Raw genomic sequence first — 21,799 nt, forward strand, 5'->3', positions numbered from 1 at the left:
GGCAGCTTTTTAGAGCGACTTCGGGTTAGAGCGGCTTGGATGCCCATCGCTCGAGGCTGGTATCGCGCAACTCGCGCAGTGATTTGAGCCGTTGCATGTCGGCGAACCGGACCATACCCGCAACAATGCGGCCCGGCAGTGCCGGCCCGGCATAGATCATGCCGGTGTAGAGCTGGACGAGATCGGCGCCGGCGCGGATCTTTTCGAGTGCCGTCTCCGCGGAATCGACGCCGCCGACGCCGATGATGGCGGGGTCCGGGCCAAGCAGTTTGCGCATCTTTGCCAGCACGATGGTCGAGCGCTCGAACAGCGGTTTTCCCGAAAGCCCGCCGGTCTCGCCGGCAAGATCGGCGCTGCGCAGCCGCGGCCGCGCGATGGTGGTGTTGGAGACGATGACGCCGTCTATTGCTTTCTCGGTGACCTCGGCGGCGATATCCTCCAGCTCGGCCTCGACCAGGTCCGGCGCGATCTTCAGAAAGATGGGCGGCTGCGCGGCCGCTGCCGCACGTGCGGCCATGACGCGCGACAGCAACTCGCCAAGCTGTTCACGCGCCTGCATGTTGCGCAGGCCCGGCGTGTTCGGCGAGGAGATGTTGACCGTCAGATAGCTGGCGTGTGGCGCAAACCTGGCAACGCCGCGTTCATAGTCACCGACGCGGTCGGTGCTGTCCTTGTTGGCGCCGATATTGACGCCGACGATGCCGGCGCGGCCCTTGCGGGCGGCAAGCCGTTGTTCGGCGGCCGCGTGACCCTCATTGTTGAAGCCCAGCCGGTTGATCACCGCTTCGTCAGATGTCAGCCGGAAAATGCGCGGCTTCGGGTTGCCGGCCTGCGGCAGCGGCGTGATCGTGCCGATCTCGGCAAAGCCGAAGCCTAGGCCAAGCAGCGCATCGGGAACCTCGGCGTTCTTGTCGTAGCCGGCGGCCATGCCGAGTGGATTGGGGAAATCGATGCCGCAGACGCTGACTTTCAGCCAGTCGTCGCGCACGGGTCTCCCGCCTGTCGGCAGCCCGCATTTCAGCGCCGCGATCGACAGGCCGTGGGCGGCTTCCGGATCGAATGCGAACAGGAACCTCTGGCCGAGCCGGTCGAGCACGCTCATTCGGCCTCCAGTGTCGGGAATTGGTGCCGGCCATCGGTGCCGAGCGGCAATGGTTGCACCCAGACGACGGCGTTGAGGTCGAGCGGGCCGTAAAGATGCGGGAACAGCGCACCACCGCGCGAGACCTCGTATTTCAGCGCATCGCCCAGTCTGGCGTCATCGACGGCGACCAGCAGCAGCCCGGTCTGGCCGGCAAAGTGTTTTGCCGCGGTTTCCCTAGCCTGGCCGGCGGTGGAAAAATGAATGAAGCCGTCGGCGACATCGATCGGCGCGCCGGTGAAGCGGCGATTTCTTTCGGCCTCGCGCCACAGCGGTTCAGGCACTATCTTGTAGATAAGCTGAGACATGGTTGCGCTATAGTCCGAACCAATCGTACGGGGAAGAGGCAAGCAGGTTCCGGAAAAGTGTCACACGGTTTTCCGACAGGAACCTGCGTCAAGGTAAAGGCCAGGGTTCTTCCCCATTTCCGGCGCAAACATGCGATAAGATTGCGCTTACTGGCCTATGGAGGACAAACAATATGCGTCCGCAGCACGTCTTGATCCCTGCAGCCCTCGTCTCGCTCGTCGCGGCATCAGCCTTTTCCGAGGAAGCCGACCGCTACCGGTTGGAAAAGTCGGCGACCGGCTATGTCCGCATGGACACGCAGACCGGTGCGATGTCGATCTGCGAGGAGCGTTCCGGCCAGCTCGTCTGCAAGATGGCGGCCGATGAACGCGCCGCCTTCCAGGACGAGATCGACCGGCTGCAAAATTCGGTGAAGGCGCTCGACCAGCGCGTCGTCAAGCTCGAGAACTCGCTTGCCGCCCGCTTTGAGTCGACATTGCCCAGCGAGGAGGATTTCAACAAGACGATGAGCTACATGGAGCGCTTCCTGCGCGGCTTCATGGGCATCGTCAAGGACATGGAAAAGGACAGCGGCGAGGATGGCCTCAAGCCCAATTCGCAAAAAACCTGAGCACCGTTCACCGGGGAAGCCCGGCGCACCGGCTTGCCGCTTGAAAACGGCTGATATCGCCGCATAATCGTTCGACTGATCCCGCAAGAAGCAGACAATCATCAATGGGATTCGGGGAGGGCCATGTGCCGTCAGGCTATACTTTCGTCATCGCTGACGATCATCCGCTTTTTCGCGGTGCGCTGAGAGAGGCGCTTGCCGGCATCGGCGACGTCGCCGGCATTCATGAGGCCGGCGATTTCGAAAGCGCCAAGGCGCTGGTCGTGGCCAATGAGGACGTCGATCTGGTGCTGCTCGACCTGTCGATGCCGGGCGCGAGCGGCCTTTCCGGCCTGATCTCGCTGCGCGGCATCCATCCGACGGTGCCGCTGGTGGTGGTGTCGGCGCATGACGATCCGGTGACCATCCGGCGCGCGCTCGACCTCGGCGCTTCGGGTTTCATCTCCAAATCGGCCAGCATGGAGGAGATCCGCAGCGCTGTGCAGTCGGTGCTTGCCGGCGACATCGCTGCGCCCACCGGCATCGATCTCGGCGTCGAGCGCGATCCCGAGATATCCGATCTGATCAAGCGGCTGCAGACGCTGACGCCGCAGCAGACGCGCGTGCTCGGCATGCTGGCCGAAGGTCTGCTCAACAAGCAGATCGCCTACGAGCTCGGTGTCTCCGAAGCGACGATCAAGGCGCATGTCTCGGCCATTCTGCAGAAGCTTGGCGTCGACAGCCGCACCCAGGCGGTGATCCTGCTGTCCAAGATCGGCAGCGACCCGCTGGCGGCGGCCGGCTGACCCTCCGGCGCTACTCGGCTGCCGACGCCAGCGGTCTGACCCTCGCCATCATCGAGCGCAGCACCGCTGGTTTGAGCGGCTTGTTGATCACCGGCACGTCGAGCCTGCCGGCGCTGGCGCGCACCTCGCTCGAGCGGTCGGCGGTGACCAGCACCGCCGGCATGTCATGGCCATGAATAGCGCGCAGTTTGGCGATCGCGTCAAGGCCGGTCTCGCCGTCGAGATGATAGTCGGCAAGCACGATGTCGGGTCGACGCATGCCGGACCCCTCGAGGTCCCCCGAGCCGGCAAACGTGTCGACGCTGCAGCCCCAGCCTTCGAGCAGCAGCCGCATGCCGTCGAGGATGCGGGCGTCGTTGTCGATGCAGAGCACGCGGAGCCCGGCAAGCGAAGCAGCCGTGCGGACCGGCGCCTTGGCCTCGATCTCGCGCCGCGGCTCCTGCACTGCCGCGACCGGCAGGACGACGGAAAAGCGTGTGCCCTTGCTCGGGCTTGAAAATATCTGGAGTTCGAGGCGCAAGACGCGAGCGATGCGGTCGACGATCGAAAGGCCGAGCCCCAGGCCTTCGGCTTCGCGGGCGCCCTCATCGAGCCGGGTGAATTCGTGAAAGACCGTGTTCAGCTTGTCGGCGGCAATGCCGATGCCGGTGTCGATCACCTGTATCTCGGCCAGTTCGCCGCGCCGCCGCACGCCGACCAGGATGCGGCCATGGCGGGTGTATTTGATGGCATTGGATACGAGGTTCTGGATCAGGCGGCGCAACAGATTGCGGTCAGTCGTCACGCTGAGCGACGATGGCATGATCGTCAGGCTGAGTTTCTTCTCGGCGGCAAGCGGCTGAAAGTCGTTGCCGATCTGGCGCAGCAGTCCGTCCAGGCTGAAGGCCGTGTCGTCCGGTTTCATCGCGCCGGCGTCGAGACGGGAAATGTCGAGGACTGCGCCGAGAATGGTCTCGACCGATTCCAGCGAGGATTCGATGTTGATCGCGGCCTTGCCCGCAGGTCCCTTGCCGGCCTTTTCGATCAGCGACGAGCAATAGAGACGAGCAGCGTTCAGCGGTTGCAGGATGTCATGGCCGGCGGCAGCGAGGAAGCGGGTCTTGCCGAGATTGGCCTCCTCCGCCAGCATCTGCGCCTGTGCCAGCTCCTCGTTGACGCGGGTCAGTTCGACGGTGCGGTTCTTGACGCGCTGTTCGAGCGTTTCATTGGCGCGCTTCAGCGCCAGGTCCTGTTCAACGCGCCCGGAAATGTCGGCATAGGTGGCAACGATGCCGCCATCCGGCATCGGGTTGGAGCGCAATTCCAGGATGCGGCCGCTGGTCTTCAGCTCCATCTGCCAGGGGCTGACGAAGCTGGTGAGGCGGTTGAGCATCACCACCCGCTGGTCGGCCGGAATGTCGCCGCGCTCGGCAAGGTGGCGCAGGATGCGGTCGAGCGAGACGCCGACCTGGCCCATCTCGTCGGGCAGGTCGAACAGCGCCCGATATTGGCGGTTCCAGCAGATCAGCCGGAAATCCCTGTCGAAGACGGTGATGCCCTGTTCCATCTGGTCGAGCGCGATCTGCAGCAGGTCGCGGTTGTGCTGCAGCGCTTCGGTGGCGTCGTCGAGCAGGCGAAAGGCGTCCTTCGCCTCTCGATCATTGCGGCGCAGCAGCAGCGACAGGATGAGCCGCGCCGAAGAGGAGCCGACGGCACTTGCCAGAAGCTGCTCGGAGAAACGGATGACGTCCATGCTGGCCTGCTCGTTGCCGTGCAGCGAAGCGCCGTTGCTCTTTTCGAACGACTGAAACGACCGTTCAGTGCGTTCGACGCCGAGATAGCGCGCGATGGTGTCCTTGAGGTCGTTGACGGTGACGGTGGTGCGGAAGCGGCGCAGGCTCGGCATCGGGCTCGCCTCGCGCGGCACGAAAATCGACGCCTGGATGCGCTCCAGCGGCACCGACGCGCGCGACAGCGAACCTAGCACGAAGAACAGCGTGTTGACCGACAGGCTCCACAGGACACCGTGGTTCAGCGGCTCGGCGACGGTGCCGAACAGAGCTTGCGGCCGCAACGCTTCGAAACCGAACAGGCCGTGGACGACGATGCCGGTATCGGACGCGGCGAGCGAAGGAAGCAGCAGCGTATAGCTCCAGACGACGATGCCGGCGACCATGCCGAGCGCCGCCCCCCTGCCGTTGGCGCCGCGCCAGATCAGTCCGCCGATCAAGGCCGGCGCGAACTGCGCGATCGCGGCGAACGACATCAGGCCGATCGAGGAGAGCCGCGCGCTGTTGGTGCTCTCGCGATAATAGAGGAAGGCGACGAACAGCATGATGAAGATCGCCGCCCGTCGCACGTTGAGGATGAGCGCTGACCAGTCCTCGTTCTCGGATGTCGTGGTCTTGAGCAGGCGACGCACAAACAGTGGAATGACGAGATCGTTGGAGATCATGATCGACAGCGCGACGCTTTCTACGATCACCATCGCGGTCGCCGCCGACAGGCCGCCGATGAACGCCGCCATGGCCAACACATCGTGACCGCTGAGCAGCGGCAGCGACAGGACATAGAGGTCGCTGCTGGTCCTGGTGCCGACCAGCGCCAGGCCGGCGAGCGCGATCGGCAGCACGAAAAGGTTGATCGCCACCAGATAGAGCGGAAACACCCATGTCGCGGTGCGCAGTTCGGCCTCGCTGCGGTTCTCGACGATGGTGACATAGAACTGGCGCGGCAGCATGATGATGGCGAAACCGCTCAAACACGTCAGCACCAGCCAGGTTGCGAGCGAGGTGCTGTAGCTCATCGCTTGCTGAACTTGCGAATTCTCGGCGAGCTTGTCGACCATATCGCCCGGGCCGCCGAAGATCAGGAAGGTCACCATCAGGCCGATTGCCAGGAAGGCGGCGAGCTTGACCACAGTTTCGACCGCTACCGCCAGCACCAGCCCGTCCTGGTGTTCGGTGGCGTCGGCGTGGCGCGTGCCGAACAGCACCGCAAATAGCGCAAGCAGCGTGGCGACGACCAGCGAGATGTCGCTGACGAATGGATCGAACGAAGGCGGCGAGCCGGTATAATGCTCGACCATCAGGCTGACCGAGCCGGAAATCGCCTTCAACTGCAATGCCATGTAAGGCACCGCGCCGATCGTCGCGATCAGCGTGGCGATCGCTGCCACGGCAAAACTCTTGCCGTAGCGGGCGCCGAGGAAGTCGGCGATCGAAGTGATCTTCTCTGTCTTGGCCAGCCTGACGATGCGCCGAAGCAGCGGAAAGCCGAACACGAACACCAGCACCGGGCCGATATAGATGCCGAGGAATTCGAGGCCGCGCTCGGAGGAAAGGCCGACCGAACCGAAGAAGGTCCAGGAGGTGCAGTAGATCGCCAGGCTGAGCGCATAGATGAAGGGCCGGGCCCGGTCAGGCCCGGATGTCGTCGAGCGTTGGTCGCCGAGGCTGGCGATGACGAACAGCAACGTCACATAGGCGATCGCGATGATGACGATGAACCAGCCCTGCACGGCCTAAAAATCCTCCCTTGCCGGTTTTTGCATCCGGCATGCTGAGACGCAATCACAGCTTGGCGATCAAGTCCATCGCGGCTTTCGGCGCAGGATGGCTGCGGCTTCGGGAAATTTTGGCCGGAACCGGTCTTTTGCCGATGCTGCAACCGCAGGTTTTTGCTATTGTGCCAGTTGGGGGTACGAAGCGGGGCCGAACGAAGCGGGCAGAGGCGGCGGCCTGACCCGTCAGGACAAGGAGGGTCGGATGCTGAAAGAATTCCAGGAATTCATTTCCAGGGGCAATGTCATGGACCTGGCCGTCGGCGTCATCATCGGCGCCGCCTTCGGCAAGATCGTCGAATCCCTAGTCAACGACATCATCATGCCGATAATCGGGGCGATTTTCGGCGGACTCGACTTCAACAATTATTTCCTGCCCTTGTCCTCAGCGGTCAACGCCACATCGCTGGCGGAAGCCAAGAGGCAGGGCGCAGTCTTCGCCTATGGCAGTTTCATCACCGTGGCGCTGAACTTCATCATCCTCGCCTTCATCATCTTCCTGATGGTCAAAGCGGTGAATGATCTGCGCAGGCGGCTGGAGCGTGAGAAGCCCATTGCGCCTGCTGCCGCTCCGCCGGCCGATGTCGCGCTGCTCACCGAAATTCGCGATCTCCTCGCCAGGAAATAGCGCAGGGGCAAGATCTCTGGACCAAAACCCCGGTCGATTTCGGCCGGGGTTTTCTATTTTCGCCTGTCGCAAAACACGCTAGCTGTCCGGAAGGCGAAAAACGGATCCATCCATGACCCTGATCGAGAATTTGCGCGCCGAGGCCCGGGCCGCGCCCGAAAGCGGCATTGTCGCCGTCATGAACCGCGGCCGCGACCGCGACGGCATGATCCCGCTCTGGGCCGGCGAGGGCGACCTACCGACGCCCGCCTTCATCACCGATGCCGCTGCCCGGGCGCTGGCCGGCGGTGAAACCTTTTATACCTGGCAGAAAGGCATCCCCGAACTGCGGCAGGCGCTCGCCCGCTATTACATCAGGCATTTCGGCAAGAGCGTCGCCGAGCAAGAATTCATCGTCACCGGCTCTGGCATGCATGCCATCCAGCTTGCGCTCGACGCTGTCGCCGGCAATGGCGACGAGGTCGTCTATCTGTCGCCGGCCTGGCCGAACTTCGCCGCAGCCGCCGGCGTGGCGGGCGCCGTCCCGGTCGCAGTCACGCTCGACCAGTCCGGCAATGGCTGGTCCTGCGACATCGGCAAGATCGAGGCGGCGATCACGCCAAGGACAAAGGCGCTGTTCGTCAACACACCGTCCAACCCGACCGGTTGGACCGCCGACAGGCAGACGCTGCAGGCGATCCTCGACCTTGCCCGCGAACGGGGGCTGTGGATCATCGCCGACGAGATCTATTCGCTGTTCCACTACGGCGACAGCCGCGCGCCGTCCTTCATCGACATCATGGCCGACGAGGATCGCATCCTGTTCGTCAACAGTTTTTCCAAGAACTGGTCGATGACCGGCTGGCGGGTCGGCTGGATCAAGGTCCATCCCTGCCTGCAGCAGGTGTTCGAGAACCTGGTCCAGTATTCGACCTCGGGCGTTGCCCAGTTCATGCAGCGCGGCGCGGTCGTCGCCCTCGACGAAGGCGACGCCTTCATCGTCGAGCAGGTGGAGCGGGCGAGGGCGGCGCGTGACCTGGTCTGCGGCATCCTGGCTGCGACCGGCAGGGCACGCTTTACCGTGCCGCAGGGCGCGTTCTATCTGTTCTTCGCAGTTGACGGCATCACCGATTCACGCGCCGCCGCTTTCGACATCGTCGACCGCGCCAATGTCGGCCTGGCGCCCGGAACCGCGTTCGGTCCCGGCGGCGAAGCCTTCCTCAGGCTATGCTTCCACCGCCGCCTCGACCAGCTCGAGGAGGCCGCGCACCGGCTGGCGAAGTGGATGAAAAGTGTGTGAGGTTGTTGAGGTCCGCGCCAAGCCGGACAGCTGCGAACCGTTGCACTCCTTGGCCAACGTAACGGCATGGATGCTAGGGTCTGCGCCGCGTCGCTTCGCTCCTTGCTACGCCCTAGGAAGACGAAGGTAGCGGAAGCTCAGCCGCCGGACTTCGGCACCAGCAGCGGAATGACGCGGTCGCTTTCCCTCACCGCCGGCCGGCCCGCAGAACCGTAAGAGATGCCCAAGGCATCCCAGGTCTCGACCAGCGCGTCCTGAAGCGCCGCGATCAGCTGATCCGAATGGAATGGCGTCGGGGTGATGCGCAGCCGTTCGGTGCCGCGCGGCACGGTCGGGTAGTTGATCGGCTGGATGTAGATGCCGTGGACGCCGAGCAGGCGGTCGCTGGCCATCTTGCACAGTTCGGGATCGCCGACGAGCAGCGGCACGATGTGGGTAGCGGAGTCCATCACCGGCAGGCCCGCGGCGGTAAGAACCTGCTTCGTCCGCGTCGCCTGGCGCTGCTGCGCGGCGCGTTCGGCCTGTGAGCGCTTGAGATGGCGGATCGACGTGGTCGCCGCGGCGGCAATGGCCGGCGGCAGCGCCGTGGTGAAGATGAAGCCCGGCGCATAGGAGCGCACGGCATCGATCACCGCACTTGTGCCGGTGATATAGCCGCCGAGCGTGCCGAACGCCTTGGCCAGTGTGCCTTCGATGATGTCGATACAGTCGGCCAGCCCTTCGCGCTCGGTGATGCCGCCGCCGCGCGGTCCGTACATGCCGACGGCATGCACCTCGTCGATATAGGTCATGGCGTTGTAGCGCTCGGCAAGTTCGACGATCTGTTTGATCGGCGCGACATCGCCATCCATCGAATAGACGCTCTCGAAGACGATCAACTTGGCGCGCTCGCGGCCCGCCGCCTGCAGCAGGCTTTCGAGATGCGCAACGTCGTTGTGGCGGAAGATCTTCTTCTCGGCGCCCGAACGCCGCACGCCCTCGATCATCGAGGCGTGGTTCAACTCGTCCGAGACGATCAGGCAGTTGGGCAGCAGCCGCGCAATGGTCGAGATCGAAGCTTCGTTGGAGACGAAGCCGGAGGTAAAGACGAGCGCGGCTTCCTTGTCGTGCAGGTCGGCCAGCTCCAGTTCGAGCTCGACCAGCGGATTGCTGGTGCCGGAGATGTTGCGGGTGCCACCGGCGCCGGATCCCATCTTGCCGGCGGCGTTCTGCATGGCGGCGATGACGTCGGGATGCTGGCCCATGCCGAGATAGTCGTTGGAGCACCAGACGGTGATTTCCTGGGCGCGGCCGTTGGCGCGCCAGATGGCGCGTGGGAAGTTCCCCACGATGCGCTCGAGGTCGGCGAAGATGCGATAGCGACGCTCGGCGTGGAGCTGGTCGATCGCGTCTTCGAAGAACCGCTGATAGTTCATTTCGGCTTCCCAATTTTTGCGTGGGATCATAATCATTGCCCTATTCGCCGTCTACTTGGCCTTTTTGGTCAAAATGCCACGCCCCAAGCCTGTTCCTAACGGCCACGGATCATGGCCTATTCCCTTGATGTGGATCAATTTTGTTTCAGGACGATGCCATGCGCCGATGAGACTGGTTACCGCAGGCACTGATGGACATGGACTAATGGCCTGGTGGCAGGCTTTCCAGTAAGGCGGGTGTTGAGACAGCTTCCGACAAATCTTGAGCAGCGAGGACACGGATGACGGTTTTGGTGACAGGCGGCGCCGGCTATATCGGCAGCCATATGGTCTGGGAACTGCTGGACGCGGGCGAGAGCGTTGTCGTCCTCGACCGGCTTTCGACCGGCTTCGAATGGGCCGTGGCGCCGGAGGCAAAGCTTGTCGTCGGCGATGTCGCCGACAAGGAGCTGGTTGGCGGGGTCATCCGCGACAATCATGTCGATGCGATCATCCATTTTGCCGGCTCCATCGTGGTTCCCGAATCGGTCGCCGACCCGCTCGGCTATTACGAGAACAACACCTGCAAGACGCGCACGCTGATCGAGACCGCGGTGCACGAAGGCGTGCCCAATTTCATCTTTTCCTCGACCGCCGCCGTCTATGGCGGCGCCGGGCTGGAGCCGGTGCGCGAGGATGCGCGCCTTGCACCGGAATCGCCCTATGGCCTGTCCAAGCTGATGAGCGAATGGATGCTGCGCGACGCCGCAATCGCCCACGGCTTGCGCTATACGGCGTTGCGCTACTTCAACGTCGCCGGCGCCGATCCGAGGGGCCGCACCGGCCAGTCGACGCCGGGCGCCACGCATCTGATCAAGGTCGCCTGCGAGACGGCGCTCGGCAAGCGGCCCTTCATGAAGGTGTTCGGCACCGACTATCCGACGCCCGACGGCACTTGCATGCGCGACTACATCCATGTCAGCGATCTGGCGGCGGCGCATCGGCTGGCGCTGGAACGGCTGCGCGCCGGGGGGAAAAGCCTCGTCGCCAATTGCGGCTACAGCCACGGCTATTCGGTGCTCGAAGTTATCGACAGCGTGCGCCGCGTCTTTGGCCGTGATTTCGACGTGCGGATCGGCGAGCGCCGTGCGGGCGACGCGGCGGCGGTGGTCGCCAATTCGGAGCTGGCGCGCCGCGAGCTCGGCTGGACCCCGCAACGCGATGACCTCGACCGGATCGTCGCCGACGCGCTGGCCTGGGAGCGTATCCTGACCGGCAAGAATTCGGCGCGGAGCTGAAGTCCCGGTTTTTTCTCCGTGGGCTCGTAGGTCGAGCGTGGAAGCGCTATTGAAGGAACTGCGCGGCTGAAACGTGGAGGCGTTTCGGCCGCGTCTGATCCTTGGGGGCGGCATGAAGATATTGGTCCTTGGCGCTGGCGTCGTCGGCACGGCGGCGGCCTACTATCTGGCGAGCGACGGCCACGAGGTGACCGTGATCGAGCGCCATCCGATGGCGGCGCGCGGCACCAGCCAATCGAATGCCGGCCTGGTGTCGCCCGGCGACGCCACCGCCTGGGCCTCGCCCGCTGCGCTGAGGACGTTTTTGCGCGCGCTCTACAACCACGATCTCGGCATCAAGGTGCGGCTGCGCTTCGATCCCTATTTCTTCGCCTGGAGCCTGCGCTTCCTGCGCCAATGCACGCATGCGCGACTGCGCGCCAACACCGACATCAAGCTGCGCCTGGCGCTTTATTCGCGCGACTGCATCAACGCCATCTCGGCCGACACCGGCATTCACTATGACGAGCGCAAGAAGGGCATTCTCTATTTCTTCCGCTCGCAGCAGAGTTTTGATACCGGCACCGACAATTACCGCTATCTCGCCGAGCACGGTCTGCCGATCGAGATCGTCGGCCGCGACCGGCTGGTCGAGATCGAGCCCGGCCTTGCCGGGGCCAGGGACAAAATAGCCGGCGGCGTCTATTCGCCGATCGACCAGACCGGCGACTCCAGCCAATTCACCCGAAACCTCGCTGCCTATGCCGCCGAGAAACTCGGCGTCCAGTTCCTCTACGGCACGACGGTCGAAGGCCTCGACATCGAAGGCGATCGGGTGCGCGCGGTGATGACCTCGGCCGGCCCGATAACAGGCGACGCCGTGGTCATCTCGATGGGGCCGGAGAGTGGCCTGCTCGGCCGCCGCTACGGCATCGACCTGCCTGTCTATCCGGTCAAGGGCTACACCGCGACCGTGCCGCTGGAGGACGAGGGCAAGGGGCCGACCATGGGCGGCGCCGACGAGGATCAGCTTATCGGCTATTCCAGGCTCGGCAACCGGCTGCGGCTTGCTTCGACCGCCGAGTTCACCGGCTTCGACCGCAGCCACAAGCCGAGCGATTTCGCCGCCATGTTCAGGACCGGCAAGGAGCTTTTCCCGGGCGCCTTCGACGAGAACAAAGCCGAGCTCTGGGCCGGTCTGCGGCCGATGATGCCGAACTCGGTGCCGGTCATCGGCCGGGCGCGCTATAGCAATCTCTATCTCGATACTGGCCACGGCCATGTCGGCTGGACCATGGCCTGCGGCTCGGGAAAATTCCTTGCCGATGTGGTCGCCGGCCGCAAGCCGGAGATCGACCCGCAAGGGCTGGTCTACGTCAATTGAGGGAGAATTAATCGTCGTGTCGGCACCGGATCCATTCTCCCAGCACCCATTGGGCAAGCCAGCCGCATTCAAGCTCTCCAATCTGCGTCAGATTAGCTTGCCTGGCGGTGAGGTGCCTGAAGCCGACAACTTCGAAATCTTCGCAGTCTGCGAGATGATCGTGCTCGCCACAGGTTAGTTGCCACTCCCCATCGAGATGACGAATGACCAATGTGACTGGCCTCTCTGAGCGAAAGACATGCCCACACACAAGAGCCCTGGTTTCCGGCATGAACACGACCTCAATGCGGATTCATATTGATTGTCGCCAGCTAGGCGACGCCGAGAAGATTAATGCGTCTAATACCGTGCACAAATTCTGAGTAGAAAAATGTCGGGACCGCAAGTCGCCATCGATCTTGGCCGCATCGAGCGCAACGCGCGCACCGTCGTCGACCGCTGCGCCCTGTCCGGCATCAGGGTATTCGGCGTCACCAAGGGCACCTGCGGCATGCCGCAGGTGGCGCGTGCCATGCTGCGCGGCGGCGTCGCCGGCATCGCCGAATCGCGGTTCGAAAACATCCGCCGGCTGCGTGACAGCGGCATCACCGCCCCGATCATGCTGCTGCGCAGTCCGCCGATGGCACGCATCGAGGAGGTGGTGCGCACTGTCGACATCAGCCTGCAATCCGAGCTCGCCACCATCCGCGAACTATCGCGCATCGCCGAGCGCATGGGCCGCGTCCACGACATCATGCTGATGATCGATCTTGGCGACCTCAGGGAAGGCATCTGGCCGAACGACCTCATCCCCACGGTCGAGCAGATACTGGCGCTCAGCGGCGTGCGCATCGCCGGCATCGGCACCAATCTCGGCTGCTTCGGCGCCATCATGCCGACGCAGGAAAATCTCGGGCAGCTCGTCGCCCACGCCTACAAGACCGAGCGCCTGTCCGGCGCAAGGCTCGACTGGATCTCTGGCGGCGCGTCATCGTCGCTGACGCTGCTGCTCGAAGGCAGGCTGCCCGCCGGCATCAACAATCTGCGGGTTGGCGAGGCGATCCTGCAGGGTGGCGTCGAGACTTTTCGCGATACGCCATGGGCCGAACTCGAACCCGATGCCTGCCGGCTGACCAGCGACATCATCGAGGTCAAGCTGAAGCCGTCGCGGCCGATCGGCCAATCCGGCTACGACGCTTTCGGCAACCAGCCGGTGTTTGCCGACGATGGCGACAGGTTGCGCGCCATCGCCAATATCGGCCGCGAGGATGTCTTGATCGAAGGTTTGACGCCGATTGCCAAGGGCGTGCGGGTGCTCGGCGCCTCCAGCGACCACCTGCTTCTCGACGTGACCGATGCCGAGCCGCCACCCGCCGTCGGCGACCGTGTCGCCTTCCGCATGAGCTATGGCGCCATGCTGCTGGCGATGACCTCGGAATATGTCGAAAAGGCGCCAATGCACGATGTCGAGGATTTCTCCGGCCGCAAGATGGTGTCGATATCTGCCGAACCGGCGGCGGCCGGCATCCTCGCCAGGGAGGCGACCGGCGCCCGGCTGGAGGCGATGAATTTCGATGTCGTCGAACTGGCCGATATCGAGCGGCCGCCGTCCGGCCTGGTCCGGCTCACCGCCGGCAGCGACCGGCGCATCGCCCACAAGGCGCTGACGGCGACAGCGCGGGCGACGCACTCGTTTGGCCTGATCTGGATCGATTCCATCGCCGCGCTGATGCCCGAGGACGAAGACGGAATCGACCTGCCGGAACGTTCGGTGCTGGCGCGGGCGCTGGGTCTCGATCACAAGCCCGGCGCGCTGCAGCCACAACTGTCACCGGAAAACGTCGTCATTGTCGGTTTGCGCCATGCCGATCCGGCCGAGGCCCGGGTGCTGAAGGATTCGCGCGTCTGCGCCTTCACCATGACCGACATCGACGCCATGGGCATGCGCGACGTGATGCACGAGGCGATCCGCATCGCCTCCTCCGGCACGCAAGGCTTTCATGTCAGCTATTCGCCTGAGGTGACCGAATTCGCCGGCTGGGCGGCAGGCTCCGGCGGCATTACGGTGCGCGAAACGCATCAGACCATGGAGGCGATCGCGTTGTCCGGCGGGCTGTTGTCGATGGACGTTTCCGGCCTGACATCAGCTCTGGAACCGCGATTGGCGGCGGAAACGGTCAATTTCGTCATGTCGGCGTTTGGCAAGCGGATTTTGTGATCAGCCCTGTGCGTCGACCGCCGCGCGCCATGAACGTGCATAATCCGCCCAGGCCGGGTCGACCGGCGGTTCGAACCTTTCGCCGGCGCCTTGTACCGTTCCTTGGTCCGACGCCAACAGGGCGGCGCCGATGCTGGTGCCTGTTGCGGCCTCCGACGCGATGACGGCACGTGCGGTGGCTGCAGCGAGCATGCGCGTGAAAAGCCGATTGCGGGCGAACGGCCCCTCGACGGTCGTCGGGCCGCCGGCGTCGATCAGGTCGAGGCAGGTCGCGGTCATCAGCGCCAGGTAGAAAGAGATGGCGGCAAAGCGCTGGCCGCCGTTGATGCCGTCCGCGCCGAGCCAAGCGGCGCTGTGATGCGGGAACGGCCCCGAACCCTGTTGGGTCGAAGGCAGCAGGGACGTCTTCCGCGCGAGCACTGTGGCGATATCCGCTTCGGTCCAGTCTTCCGATTGGCCGTCCGTCAGCAGCGAAAACTCACGGCCGCCCATGAAGCGTGCCGAGGGCACTGGATCACCGAGCGCGTTGACGTTGACCAGCGTGTCGCGGGCCGGGTCGAGCGTGACCTTGTTGCCGCCAACCGCCATCGACACCACCCAGGTGCCGGTCGAGACGACCGAGAACGGCGGCGTATCGGACAGGAGATGCGGCAGCAGCGAGGCGTTGGAATCGTGCAAGCCGCAAAACACCGGCGTTTGCGGATCAAGCCCGGTCCGTATCGCAAGCGCGGGCAGGATCGGGCCAAGGCGATCTTTCGCCGGCCGCACCGGCGCCATCAGATGGCGCCATTGCATCTTGTCGACCAGCGACGAAAAATCGGCCTTCCACGGGTTCCACAGATCGGTGTGGCAGCCAAGCGAGGTCACTTCATTGGCGGTGACGCCGGTCAGGCGCAAGGCCCAGTATTGCGGGTACATCAGCATCGCGGCGGCCTTCGCGAACTCCGCCGGGAAGCGCTTCTGCTGCCAGAACAGCTGCGCGCCGAGATTGAGGCCGACCGGCAGGCGCGGCGTGCCCGTCTCGGCGAAGGCCGGACGGTTCGTGTCATAGTCCTCGGCAAGGGTGTCGGGCCCGGCAAATTCATAGTCGAGCACCGGCAGTGCCAATTCGCCGGAAGTGTCCACCAGCACGCCCGTCGCGCCATGGGTGGTGATCGATATCGCGTCGATGCGCTGTTCGCGATTGATCTCGGCGAGGCTGTCGAGGATGAACGACCACAGAAGCTCGACATCGTGGTGCGGGTAGCGACCGTCAAGGACAGGCGCGTTCGCCATGCGGCGCAGCGCAACTTCGCGCAGATCGGCGAGATCGACCAGCGCCACCTTGGCGTTGGTCTTGCCGATATCGATGACGGCGACGTGGCGGGTCATTCCATATGGAACATTGTTTCCAGCGGCACCGCCACCGGCTCGTTATCAGGCCTGGTCTTCATGATGTTGGCCATTTCAGCCCACCAGCGCTGCATCACCTTGTGCTTCGGCAGGTCGTCCATGCCGTGGCCGTCGCGCCGCCACAGCACGCCGAACAAGGTGTTGGTCTCATCGTCGAGATGGATCGAATAGTCGGAAACGCCGGCCTGTTTCAGCAGTGCGACCAGCGACGGCCAGATGTCGTCATGACGCCTTTTGTATTCGGCCTTCATGCCGGGATTGAGCTTCATCTTGAACGCGTATTTCTCGGCCATCAGGTAAAACGCTCCCGCCGCACCCGCCGCCAGACGATGGGCAGCGCGATGACGATGATCAGCAGCAGGCCGATGAAGATCGACATGACGATGCCGGGCACATTGAGCAGCCCCAGGCCGAAAGTCACCAGCCCCATGATGAAGGCAGCGAGCACCACGCCCAAAATGCTGCCGGCGCCGCCCAGGATGCTGACGCCACCCAGCACCACCATGGTGATGACTTCCAATTCATAGCCTTGCGCGATCGATGGCCGGGTCGAGCCGAGCCGCGAGGTGATCAGCACCGAGGCGATGCCCGCCATCAGCCCGGTCAGGCAGAACAGGATGAACTTGATGCGGCCGACACGCACGCCGGAAAACTGTGCCGCGACCGGGTTGTTGCCGATGGCGAAGACGCGGCGGCCGAAGCTGGTCCGGTGCAGAAGGAACCAGTAGATGACCGCCGCGACGAGGAACAGCGTCAGCTCGAACGACACCACCCACCAGACATAGCCCTGGCCGAAGAAGGCGAAGCTGGAGGGATAGCCTTTGTATGCCTGGTCGCCGAGGACGATGAAGGCGATGCCGCGAAACAGGCTCATCGTGCCGATGGTGACGACGATCGACGGCAGGCCGAGCCTGGTGACGAGCAGCCCGTTGAAGGCGCCGCAGCCGAGCCCGACCAGGATGCCGATCGCCACCAGCACCGGCGTGCCGGCGCCGGCCTGCACCGCCATGCCCATCATCGTCGAGGCCAGTGCAATGATGGCGGCGACCGACAGGTCGATCTCTCCGGAAATGATCAGCAGCGCCATGGCGAGCGCGATCAGCGCCTTCTCGGTGAAGTTGAAGGTCAGGTCCGACAGCGACCACGCGTCGAGGAAATAGGGCGAGGCGAAGCTGTTGACGGCAAAGATGGCGACCGCCACCGCGACCAGCAGCGCCTCCCACGAGAAGATCGCCGAGTTGAGCGGCGTGTCGAGCCGGTCGGGAATGTGGCGCGGGGCTGGGGTGTCGGTCATGCCGCTTCCGCCTTCTTGAGAATAATGCGGCCTTGCCGGCGTTCGCCGCGCGCATTGAGCACCACGGCCAGGATGATGGCGCTGCCCGAAATCGCCATCTGCCAGAACGGCGAGATGTTGATGACCGGCAGCGCGTTGGAGATGATGCCGAGGAACAGCGCGCCAAGCACCGCGCCGCCGACCGAGCCGATGCCGCCGGCGATCGAGATGCCGCCGATGACGCAGGCGGCGATGATGTTGAGCTCGTAGCCATTGGCGACCTCGACCGAGGCGATGACATAGCGTGAGATCCAGAGATAGCCGCACAGACCGGCGGCCATCCCCGAGATGCAGAAGACAATGAACTTGGTGCGGCCGACATCGATGCCGGCGTAGATCGATGCTGTCGGATTGACGCCGATGGCATAGATCGAGCGGCCGAGCGCGGTGCGCGTCATCAACAGGAAGAACAAGGCGATGACCAGTATGGCGATCCACGACAGCACTGGAATGCCGAGAAAGGCCGCGCGCTGCAGGCCGATGAAATCAGGGCTCATCTGATCGGCATTGACCCAGGCGCCGCCTGAAATGACGAAGGTGGCGCCGCGATAGATGGTGAGCGTGCCGAGCGTCACCACGATCGAGGGAATGTTCAGCCGCCATACCAGCAGGCCGTTGATCGCGCCGAGCACCAGGCCGACCAGAAGTGCGACGACGATCAGCAGCGGGATCGGGATTGCCGGATGCGCGGCGTTCAGCATCGCCACCACCATGCCGGTGAAGCACAGGTTCGACGCCATCGACAGGTCGATCGAGCGGGTCAGGATCACCACCATCTGCCCCAGCGCCAGGATCATCAGGATCGAGGTGTCGTTGAACACCTGGCGCAGATTGGCCGGATTGGCAAAACCCGGAAAGCGCATCGAGATCAGCCCGATCAGCACGACGATTGCCGCGAGCAGCCAGACTTCGCGATACTTCAGAAAAGCCTTCATGCTGCGATCCCTGCTGCCGTCTTGACCAGCGTCTCGGCGTCGAGCTTCTTGTTGTCATAGATCGAGGCGATGCGGCCCTCGCGCATGACCACAACCCGGTCGGACATGCCAAGGATCTCGGGCAGTTCGGACGACACCATGATCACCGACAACCCTTGAGCGACCAGCTCGGCCATGAAGCCGTGCACGGCGGCCTTCGAGCCGATGTCGATGCCTTTGGTCGGCTCGTCGAGGATGATCACCTTGGGCGCGGTCGCCAGCCATTTGGCGATGACGATCTTCTGCTGGTTGCCGCCCGACAAAGTGCCGACGTCCTGGCTGAGCGAGGCGGCGCGCAGATCGAGCCGCTCGGTATAGGAACGGGCTAGCGCGAACTCTTCGGCCAGCTGCAACACACCTGACTTGGATGTGCGCTTGAGCGAGGGCAGCGAGATATTCTGGAAGATCGGCAGGCCGATCACCACGCCTTGCTTGCCGCGTTCTTCCGGCACGTAAACGATGCCGGCGTCGATCGAATCCGCCGCCGATTTCGGCATGATCGCCTTGCCTTCCAGCGTGATGGTGCCGCTGCTGGTGCGGGTGATGCCTGATATCGCCTGCATCACCTCGCTGCGCCCGGCGCCGACAAGGCCGTAGAAGCCGAGGATCTCGCCTCTGTGCAGCTCGAAGCCGATGTCGTCGAACTCGGTCGGGTGCGACAGGCCGGAGACGGCAAGCACCGGCGCGCCGATCTCGGCCTTGCGCTGCGGAAAGATGTGGTCGACGGCGCGGCCGACCATCATGCGCACGATCTGGCTCTGGCCGGCATCCCTGATCAGGCCTTCGCCGATCATCTCGCCGTCGCGGAACACCGTGTAACGGTCGGCGATGCGATAGATCTCGTCGAACTTGTGGCTGATGAACAGGATCGCCTTGCCTTCGCTCTTCAGGAACTCGACCAGCAAAAACAGCTCCTCGATCTCCTTCAGCGACAGCGCTGCGGTCGGCTCGTCCATAATGACGATCTGGGCGTCGATCGACATGGCGCGGGCGACTGCGACGAGGTGCTTGTTGGCGATGCCGAGATCCTTCAGCCGCGCATCGGCGTCGATGTGGCCGGCGCCCATGGTGTTCAGTACTTCACGGGCATTCTTGCGCATGGTGCGCCAGTCGATGGTGCCGACGCGCGATCGCGGCGCATGGCCGAGAAAGATGTTCTCGGCCACCGTCAGGTCGTCGAACAGCACGGTTTCCTGGTGGATGGCGGTGATGCCGTGCCCGAAGGCGGCATGCGCGCTGGGCAAGGTCACGGCCTGGCCATCGATGCTGATCGTGCCTGTATCAGGCTGGTAGATGCCTGTCATGATCTTGACCAGCGTCGACTTACCGGCGCCGTTCTCGCCGATCAGCGCGGTCACCTGGCCTGGGTAGAGCGACAGGCTGACATCATGCAGCGCGCGCACGCCGGGAAAACTCTTCGAGATGCCGGCCAGGGTCAGGCGCGGAGCCGCAGCCAAAGGCTGCTCAGTGGTCGGGTCGAGTTGGGCTGTCGTGTCCATAGTCGTATCAAGCCCTTAAGCAAGGTCCGTTTGAGGACGCGGCGGAACTTGAGCTCCGCCGCGCCGGCTTGAAGGGCTCCAGGATCAATAGATCTTGGAGAACTCTTCGATGTTCGACTTGTCGAACTTGAAGGGCGGAGCCATCGCGGCCGAGTTGGTGTCGTCGAGGGTGACCTTGCCGACACGGCCGATCGACAGCGTCGCACCCGGCTTGGCTTCTTCCTTCTTCACCGCCAGATCATGGGCGAGGTAGACGGCCGAGTAGCCGAGATCGATCGGGTTCCACAGTGCGACAGCCTGGCTGGCGCCGTTGTCGATGAACTTCTTGAACTCCGACGGCAGCGCCAGGCCGGTGACATTGACCTTGCCGATCAGGCCCTGGTCGGTCACCACCTGGGCGGCGGCCACGACGCCGACGGTGGTCGGTGCGATGATCGCCTTGAGGTTCGGATAGGATTTCAGCAGGCCCTTGGCCTCGTCCGTGCTCTTGGCCGAGTCGTCGTCGCCATAGACGGTGGCGACGAGATTGATCTTGGGGAATTTCTCCGGCAGCACCTTCTTGGCCGCTTCGATCCAGGCGTTCTGGTTGGTCGCGGTCGACGAAGCCGACAGTATGGCGACATCGCCGCCTTCCGGCAAATAGTCGGCGGCAAGCTTGATGATGGTTTCGCCGATCAGGTTGGTGTCCGACGGGTTGAGGTGGAGCTGGCGGCCTTCCGGAGCGACGCCGGAATCCCACGAGATGACGGTGATGCCGCGATCCATCGCCTTCTTCAGCGCCGGCACCAGCGCGTCGGCGTCATTGGCCGAAATGGCGATCGCGTTGACCTTTTGGGCGATCAGCGAATTGATCACCTCGATCTGCGCTTCGGCGGTCGCCTTGGTCGGGCCGGTGTAGATGATATCGACGTCGCCGAGTTCCTTGGCCGCCTCTTCGGCGCCCTTGTTGGCGGCATCGAAGAAGCCGTTGCCGAGCGACTTCACCACCAGCGCGATCTTGACGTTCTCGGCATAGGCCGCATTCACGAAGATGGCGGCGGAGAACGCCGCCGTAACCATCAATTTCTTCAGAAAGCTCATCGAATATCCTCCCTTGAGTGTTGCATTCCATCGCCGCTGCGAACCCTCAGGCCTGCAGCGAAGATTCTTCCCTATTGCCTGCCGTTGTGCGGGCGACGACCAGCGTCACACCGGCGGCCTCCAACATCTTGGCCTCGCGATCCTCGATGCCGTCGTCGGTGATGACCGTGGCAATGCGCGACAGGCCGCACAGGATCAGGCTCGAGCGTTTGCGGAATTTTGACGAGTCGACCAGCACCACCAGTTCGTCGGCCTGATCGATCAGTTTCTGCTCGGCCTGGATCAGCAGCGGATCGCCTTCCATCAGGCCGAGTGGCCCGAGCCCTTGCGCGCCCATGAACATGCGGCGCGCATAGAAATTGCGCGTCACGTCATTGTCGAAGGGCGACAGGATGATGTTCTGCTCGCGGTAGATGGTGCCGCCCGACAGCATCACCGTGTTCTTGGAGTGCTTGAGCAGGTGCTCGGCGATCGGAAAGGAATTGGTGAAGATCGGCATGCGGCGACCGGTCAGGAAATGCACCATCTGGAAGGTGGTGGTGCCGCCATTGATGATGATCGGCTCGCCGTCCTTGCACAGTTCCACGGCGTCCCGCGCGATCGCCCGCTTCTGCGCAGCGTTGATCGTCTCGTTGACGGAAAAAGGCCGGCCGGCAAGGCCGATGAATTGCGGCGGGGTGATCGCCTCGGCGCCGCCACGCACCCGGCGCAGGCGCTTTTGCACATGCAGTGCGGCGATGTCGCGCCGGATCGTCGCCTCGGATGAATCCGTCAGGTCGACCATCTCCTGCACCGTCACCACAGGCTTTTCCTGGACGGCGGACAAAATGATCCTGTGGCGCTCTTTTTCGTGCATGGTTCCTCCCTGCCAGCACATCTAGGCACTCAAAACGCGCAGTGTCAATCATTTCCAATCAGATAAATTCATTGTGCAGTGCAATATGATCGATGTTGATCGTTTGTGATTGACAACGCC

18 protein-coding genes are annotated in these 21,799 nt (G+C 63.7%); 7 read left to right on the plus strand and 11 right to left on the minus strand.

The annotated features are described in order from the left end of the window. Positions 1 to 25: 25 nt before the first annotated feature. The gene (locus tag BLT09_RS30500; protein ID WP_091600235.1) at positions 26 to 1,102 is read right to left on the minus strand and encodes a quinone-dependent dihydroorotate dehydrogenase; all 1,077 of its coding nucleotides are present in this window, start codon (positions 1,100 to 1,102) and stop codon (positions 26 to 28) included. After that, positions 1,099 to 1,449, minus strand: a complete 351-nt coding sequence (locus BLT09_RS30505) for a DUF952 domain-containing protein (protein WP_091600236.1) — start codon at positions 1,447 to 1,449, stop codon at positions 1,099 to 1,101. The genes BLT09_RS30500 and BLT09_RS30505 overlap by 4 nt, the downstream gene beginning before the upstream one ends. A 173-nt stretch (positions 1,450 to 1,622) precedes the next feature. Between BLT09_RS30505 and BLT09_RS30510 the strand changes: the two genes are divergently transcribed. Further along, the gene (locus BLT09_RS30510; RefSeq protein ID WP_091600237.1) at positions 1,623 to 2,060 is read left to right on the plus strand and encodes a hypothetical protein; all 438 of its coding nucleotides are present in this window, start codon (positions 1,623 to 1,625) and stop codon (positions 2,058 to 2,060) included. Positions 2,061 to 2,185: 125 nt separating this feature from the next. After that, the gene (locus BLT09_RS30515) at positions 2,186 to 2,845 is read left to right on the plus strand and encodes a response regulator transcription factor (protein ID WP_023803301.1); all 660 of its coding nucleotides are present in this window, start codon (positions 2,186 to 2,188) and stop codon (positions 2,843 to 2,845) included. 10 nt (positions 2,846 to 2,855) lie between these two features. On the opposite strand, the gene BLT09_RS30520 is transcribed toward BLT09_RS30515, so the two are convergent. Then, positions 2,856 to 6,344 carry a hybrid sensor histidine kinase/response regulator gene (locus BLT09_RS30520; protein WP_091600238.1) on the minus strand — a complete coding sequence of 1,163 codons (3,489 nt, stop codon included), beginning with the start codon at positions 6,342 to 6,344 and terminating at the stop codon, positions 2,856 to 2,858. A 247-nt stretch (positions 6,345 to 6,591) separates the two neighbouring features. On the opposite strand from BLT09_RS30520, the gene mscL reads away from it, so the two are divergent. After that, positions 6,592 to 7,014, plus strand: a complete 423-nt coding sequence (gene mscL, locus BLT09_RS30525; RefSeq protein ID WP_091600262.1) for a large conductance mechanosensitive channel protein MscL — start codon at positions 6,592 to 6,594, stop codon at positions 7,012 to 7,014. Between the two features lie 112 nt (positions 7,015 to 7,126). After that, entirely contained in the window at positions 7,127 to 8,293 is a 1,167-nt protein-coding gene (locus tag BLT09_RS30530; protein ID WP_091600239.1) for a pyridoxal phosphate-dependent aminotransferase, read from the plus strand. Positions 8,294 to 8,430: 137 nt separating this feature from the next. Here BLT09_RS30530 and hemA read toward each other — a convergent pair whose 3' ends face one another. Beyond that, entirely contained in the window at positions 8,431 to 9,708 is a 1,278-nt protein-coding gene (hemA, locus tag BLT09_RS30535; protein ID WP_091600263.1) for a 5-aminolevulinate synthase, read from the minus strand. Positions 9,709 to 9,989: 281 nt separating this feature from the next. Between hemA and galE the strand changes: the two genes are divergently transcribed. The 3 genes from galE to BLT09_RS30550 all read left to right on the plus strand — a co-directional run bounded on the left by galE (position 9,990) and on the right by BLT09_RS30550 (position 14,545). Further along, entirely contained in the window at positions 9,990 to 10,985 is a 996-nt protein-coding gene (gene galE / locus BLT09_RS30540; protein ID WP_091600240.1) for a UDP-glucose 4-epimerase GalE, read from the plus strand. A 112-nt stretch (positions 10,986 to 11,097) separates the two neighbouring features. Further along, positions 11,098 to 12,348: a D-amino acid dehydrogenase gene (locus BLT09_RS30545; RefSeq protein WP_091600264.1), complete on the plus strand. Its 1,251-nt coding sequence runs from the start codon at positions 11,098 to 11,100 to the stop codon at positions 12,346 to 12,348. Between the two features lie 370 nt (positions 12,349 to 12,718). Further along, positions 12,719 to 14,545, plus strand: coding sequence for an alanine racemase (locus tag BLT09_RS30550; protein WP_091600241.1), 1,827 nt, complete (start codon positions 12,719 to 12,721; stop codon positions 14,543 to 14,545). Here BLT09_RS30550 and BLT09_RS30555 read toward each other — a convergent pair whose 3' ends face one another. The 7 genes from BLT09_RS30555 to BLT09_RS30585 form a co-directional block, all read right to left on the minus strand. Then, positions 14,546 to 15,916, minus strand: coding sequence for an FGGY-family carbohydrate kinase (locus tag BLT09_RS30555; RefSeq protein ID WP_091600242.1), 1,371 nt, complete (start codon positions 15,914 to 15,916; stop codon positions 14,546 to 14,548). Next, entirely contained in the window at positions 15,913 to 16,230 is a 318-nt protein-coding gene (rhaM, locus tag BLT09_RS30560) for an L-rhamnose mutarotase (protein ID WP_091600243.1), read from the minus strand. Before rhaM ends, BLT09_RS30555 begins: the two co-directional genes overlap by 4 nt. After that, positions 16,230 to 17,231: an ABC transporter permease gene (locus BLT09_RS30565; RefSeq protein WP_023803290.1), complete on the minus strand. Its 1,002-nt coding sequence runs from the start codon at positions 17,229 to 17,231 to the stop codon at positions 16,230 to 16,232. Before BLT09_RS30565 ends, rhaM begins: the two co-directional genes overlap by 1 nt. Next, positions 17,228 to 18,205, minus strand: coding sequence for an ABC transporter permease (locus BLT09_RS30570; RefSeq protein WP_091600244.1), 978 nt, complete (start codon positions 18,203 to 18,205; stop codon positions 17,228 to 17,230). Before BLT09_RS30570 ends, BLT09_RS30565 begins: the two co-directional genes overlap by 4 nt. Further along, entirely contained in the window at positions 18,202 to 19,743 is a 1,542-nt protein-coding gene (locus BLT09_RS30575) for a sugar ABC transporter ATP-binding protein (RefSeq protein WP_091600245.1), read from the minus strand. The genes BLT09_RS30570 and BLT09_RS30575 overlap by 4 nt, the downstream gene beginning before the upstream one ends. 84 nt (positions 19,744 to 19,827) lie before the next feature. Continuing rightward, positions 19,828 to 20,823 carry a rhamnose ABC transporter substrate-binding protein gene (gene rhaS / locus BLT09_RS30580; RefSeq protein ID WP_023803287.1) on the minus strand — a complete coding sequence of 332 codons (996 nt, stop codon included), beginning with the start codon at positions 20,821 to 20,823 and terminating at the stop codon, positions 19,828 to 19,830. 46 nt (positions 20,824 to 20,869) lie between these two features. After that, entirely contained in the window at positions 20,870 to 21,679 is an 810-nt protein-coding gene (locus tag BLT09_RS30585; protein ID WP_027155512.1) for a DeoR/GlpR family DNA-binding transcription regulator, read from the minus strand. Positions 21,680 to 21,799: the final 120 nt, after the last annotated feature.

The organism is Mesorhizobium muleiense, from assembly GCF_900099905.1.
GTDB classification, from domain to species: Bacteria; Pseudomonadota; Alphaproteobacteria; order Rhizobiales; family Rhizobiaceae; genus Mesorhizobium; species Mesorhizobium muleiense.

Bases quoted from the DNA above. Each gene is read 5' to 3' on its own strand.
- BLT09_RS30575 (WP_091600245.1), bottom strand. From the start codon at position 19,743: ATGGACACGACAGCCCAACTCGACCCGACCACTGAGCAGCCTTTGGCT.
- BLT09_RS30505 (WP_091600236.1), bottom strand. From the start codon at position 1,449: ATGTCTCAGCTTATCTACAAGATAGTGCCTGAACCGCTGTGGCGCGAG.
- rhaM (WP_091600243.1), bottom strand. From the start codon at position 16,230: ATGGCCGAGAAATACGCGTTCAAGATGAAGCTCAATCCCGGCATGAAG.
- BLT09_RS30550 (WP_091600241.1), top strand. From the start codon at position 12,719: ATGTCGGGACCGCAAGTCGCCATCGATCTTGGCCGCATCGAGCGCAAC.
- BLT09_RS30500 (WP_091600235.1), bottom strand. From the start codon at position 1,102: ATGAGCGTGCTCGACCGGCTCGGCCAGAGGTTCCTGTTCGCATTCGAT.
- BLT09_RS30555 (WP_091600242.1), bottom strand. From the start codon at position 15,916: ATGACCCGCCACGTCGCCGTCATCGATATCGGCAAGACCAACGCCAAG.
- BLT09_RS30530 (WP_091600239.1), top strand. From the start codon at position 7,127: ATGACCCTGATCGAGAATTTGCGCGCCGAGGCCCGGGCCGCGCCCGAA.
- mscL (WP_091600262.1), top strand. From the start codon at position 6,592: ATGCTGAAAGAATTCCAGGAATTCATTTCCAGGGGCAATGTCATGGAC.
- BLT09_RS30565 (WP_023803290.1), bottom strand. From the start codon at position 17,231: ATGACCGACACCCCAGCCCCGCGCCACATTCCCGACCGGCTCGACACG.
- rhaS (WP_023803287.1), bottom strand. From the start codon at position 20,823: ATGAGCTTTCTGAAGAAATTGATGGTTACGGCGGCGTTCTCCGCCGCC.
- BLT09_RS30545 (WP_091600264.1), top strand. From the start codon at position 11,098: ATGAAGATATTGGTCCTTGGCGCTGGCGTCGTCGGCACGGCGGCGGCC.
- BLT09_RS30510 (WP_091600237.1), top strand. From the start codon at position 1,623: ATGCGTCCGCAGCACGTCTTGATCCCTGCAGCCCTCGTCTCGCTCGTC.
- BLT09_RS30585 (WP_027155512.1), bottom strand. From the start codon at position 21,679: ATGCACGAAAAAGAGCGCCACAGGATCATTTTGTCCGCCGTCCAGGAA.
- galE (WP_091600240.1), top strand. From the start codon at position 9,990: ATGACGGTTTTGGTGACAGGCGGCGCCGGCTATATCGGCAGCCATATG.
- hemA (WP_091600263.1), bottom strand. From the start codon at position 9,708: ATGAACTATCAGCGGTTCTTCGAAGACGCGATCGACCAGCTCCACGCC.
- BLT09_RS30570 (WP_091600244.1), bottom strand. From the start codon at position 18,205: ATGAAGGCTTTTCTGAAGTATCGCGAAGTCTGGCTGCTCGCGGCAATC.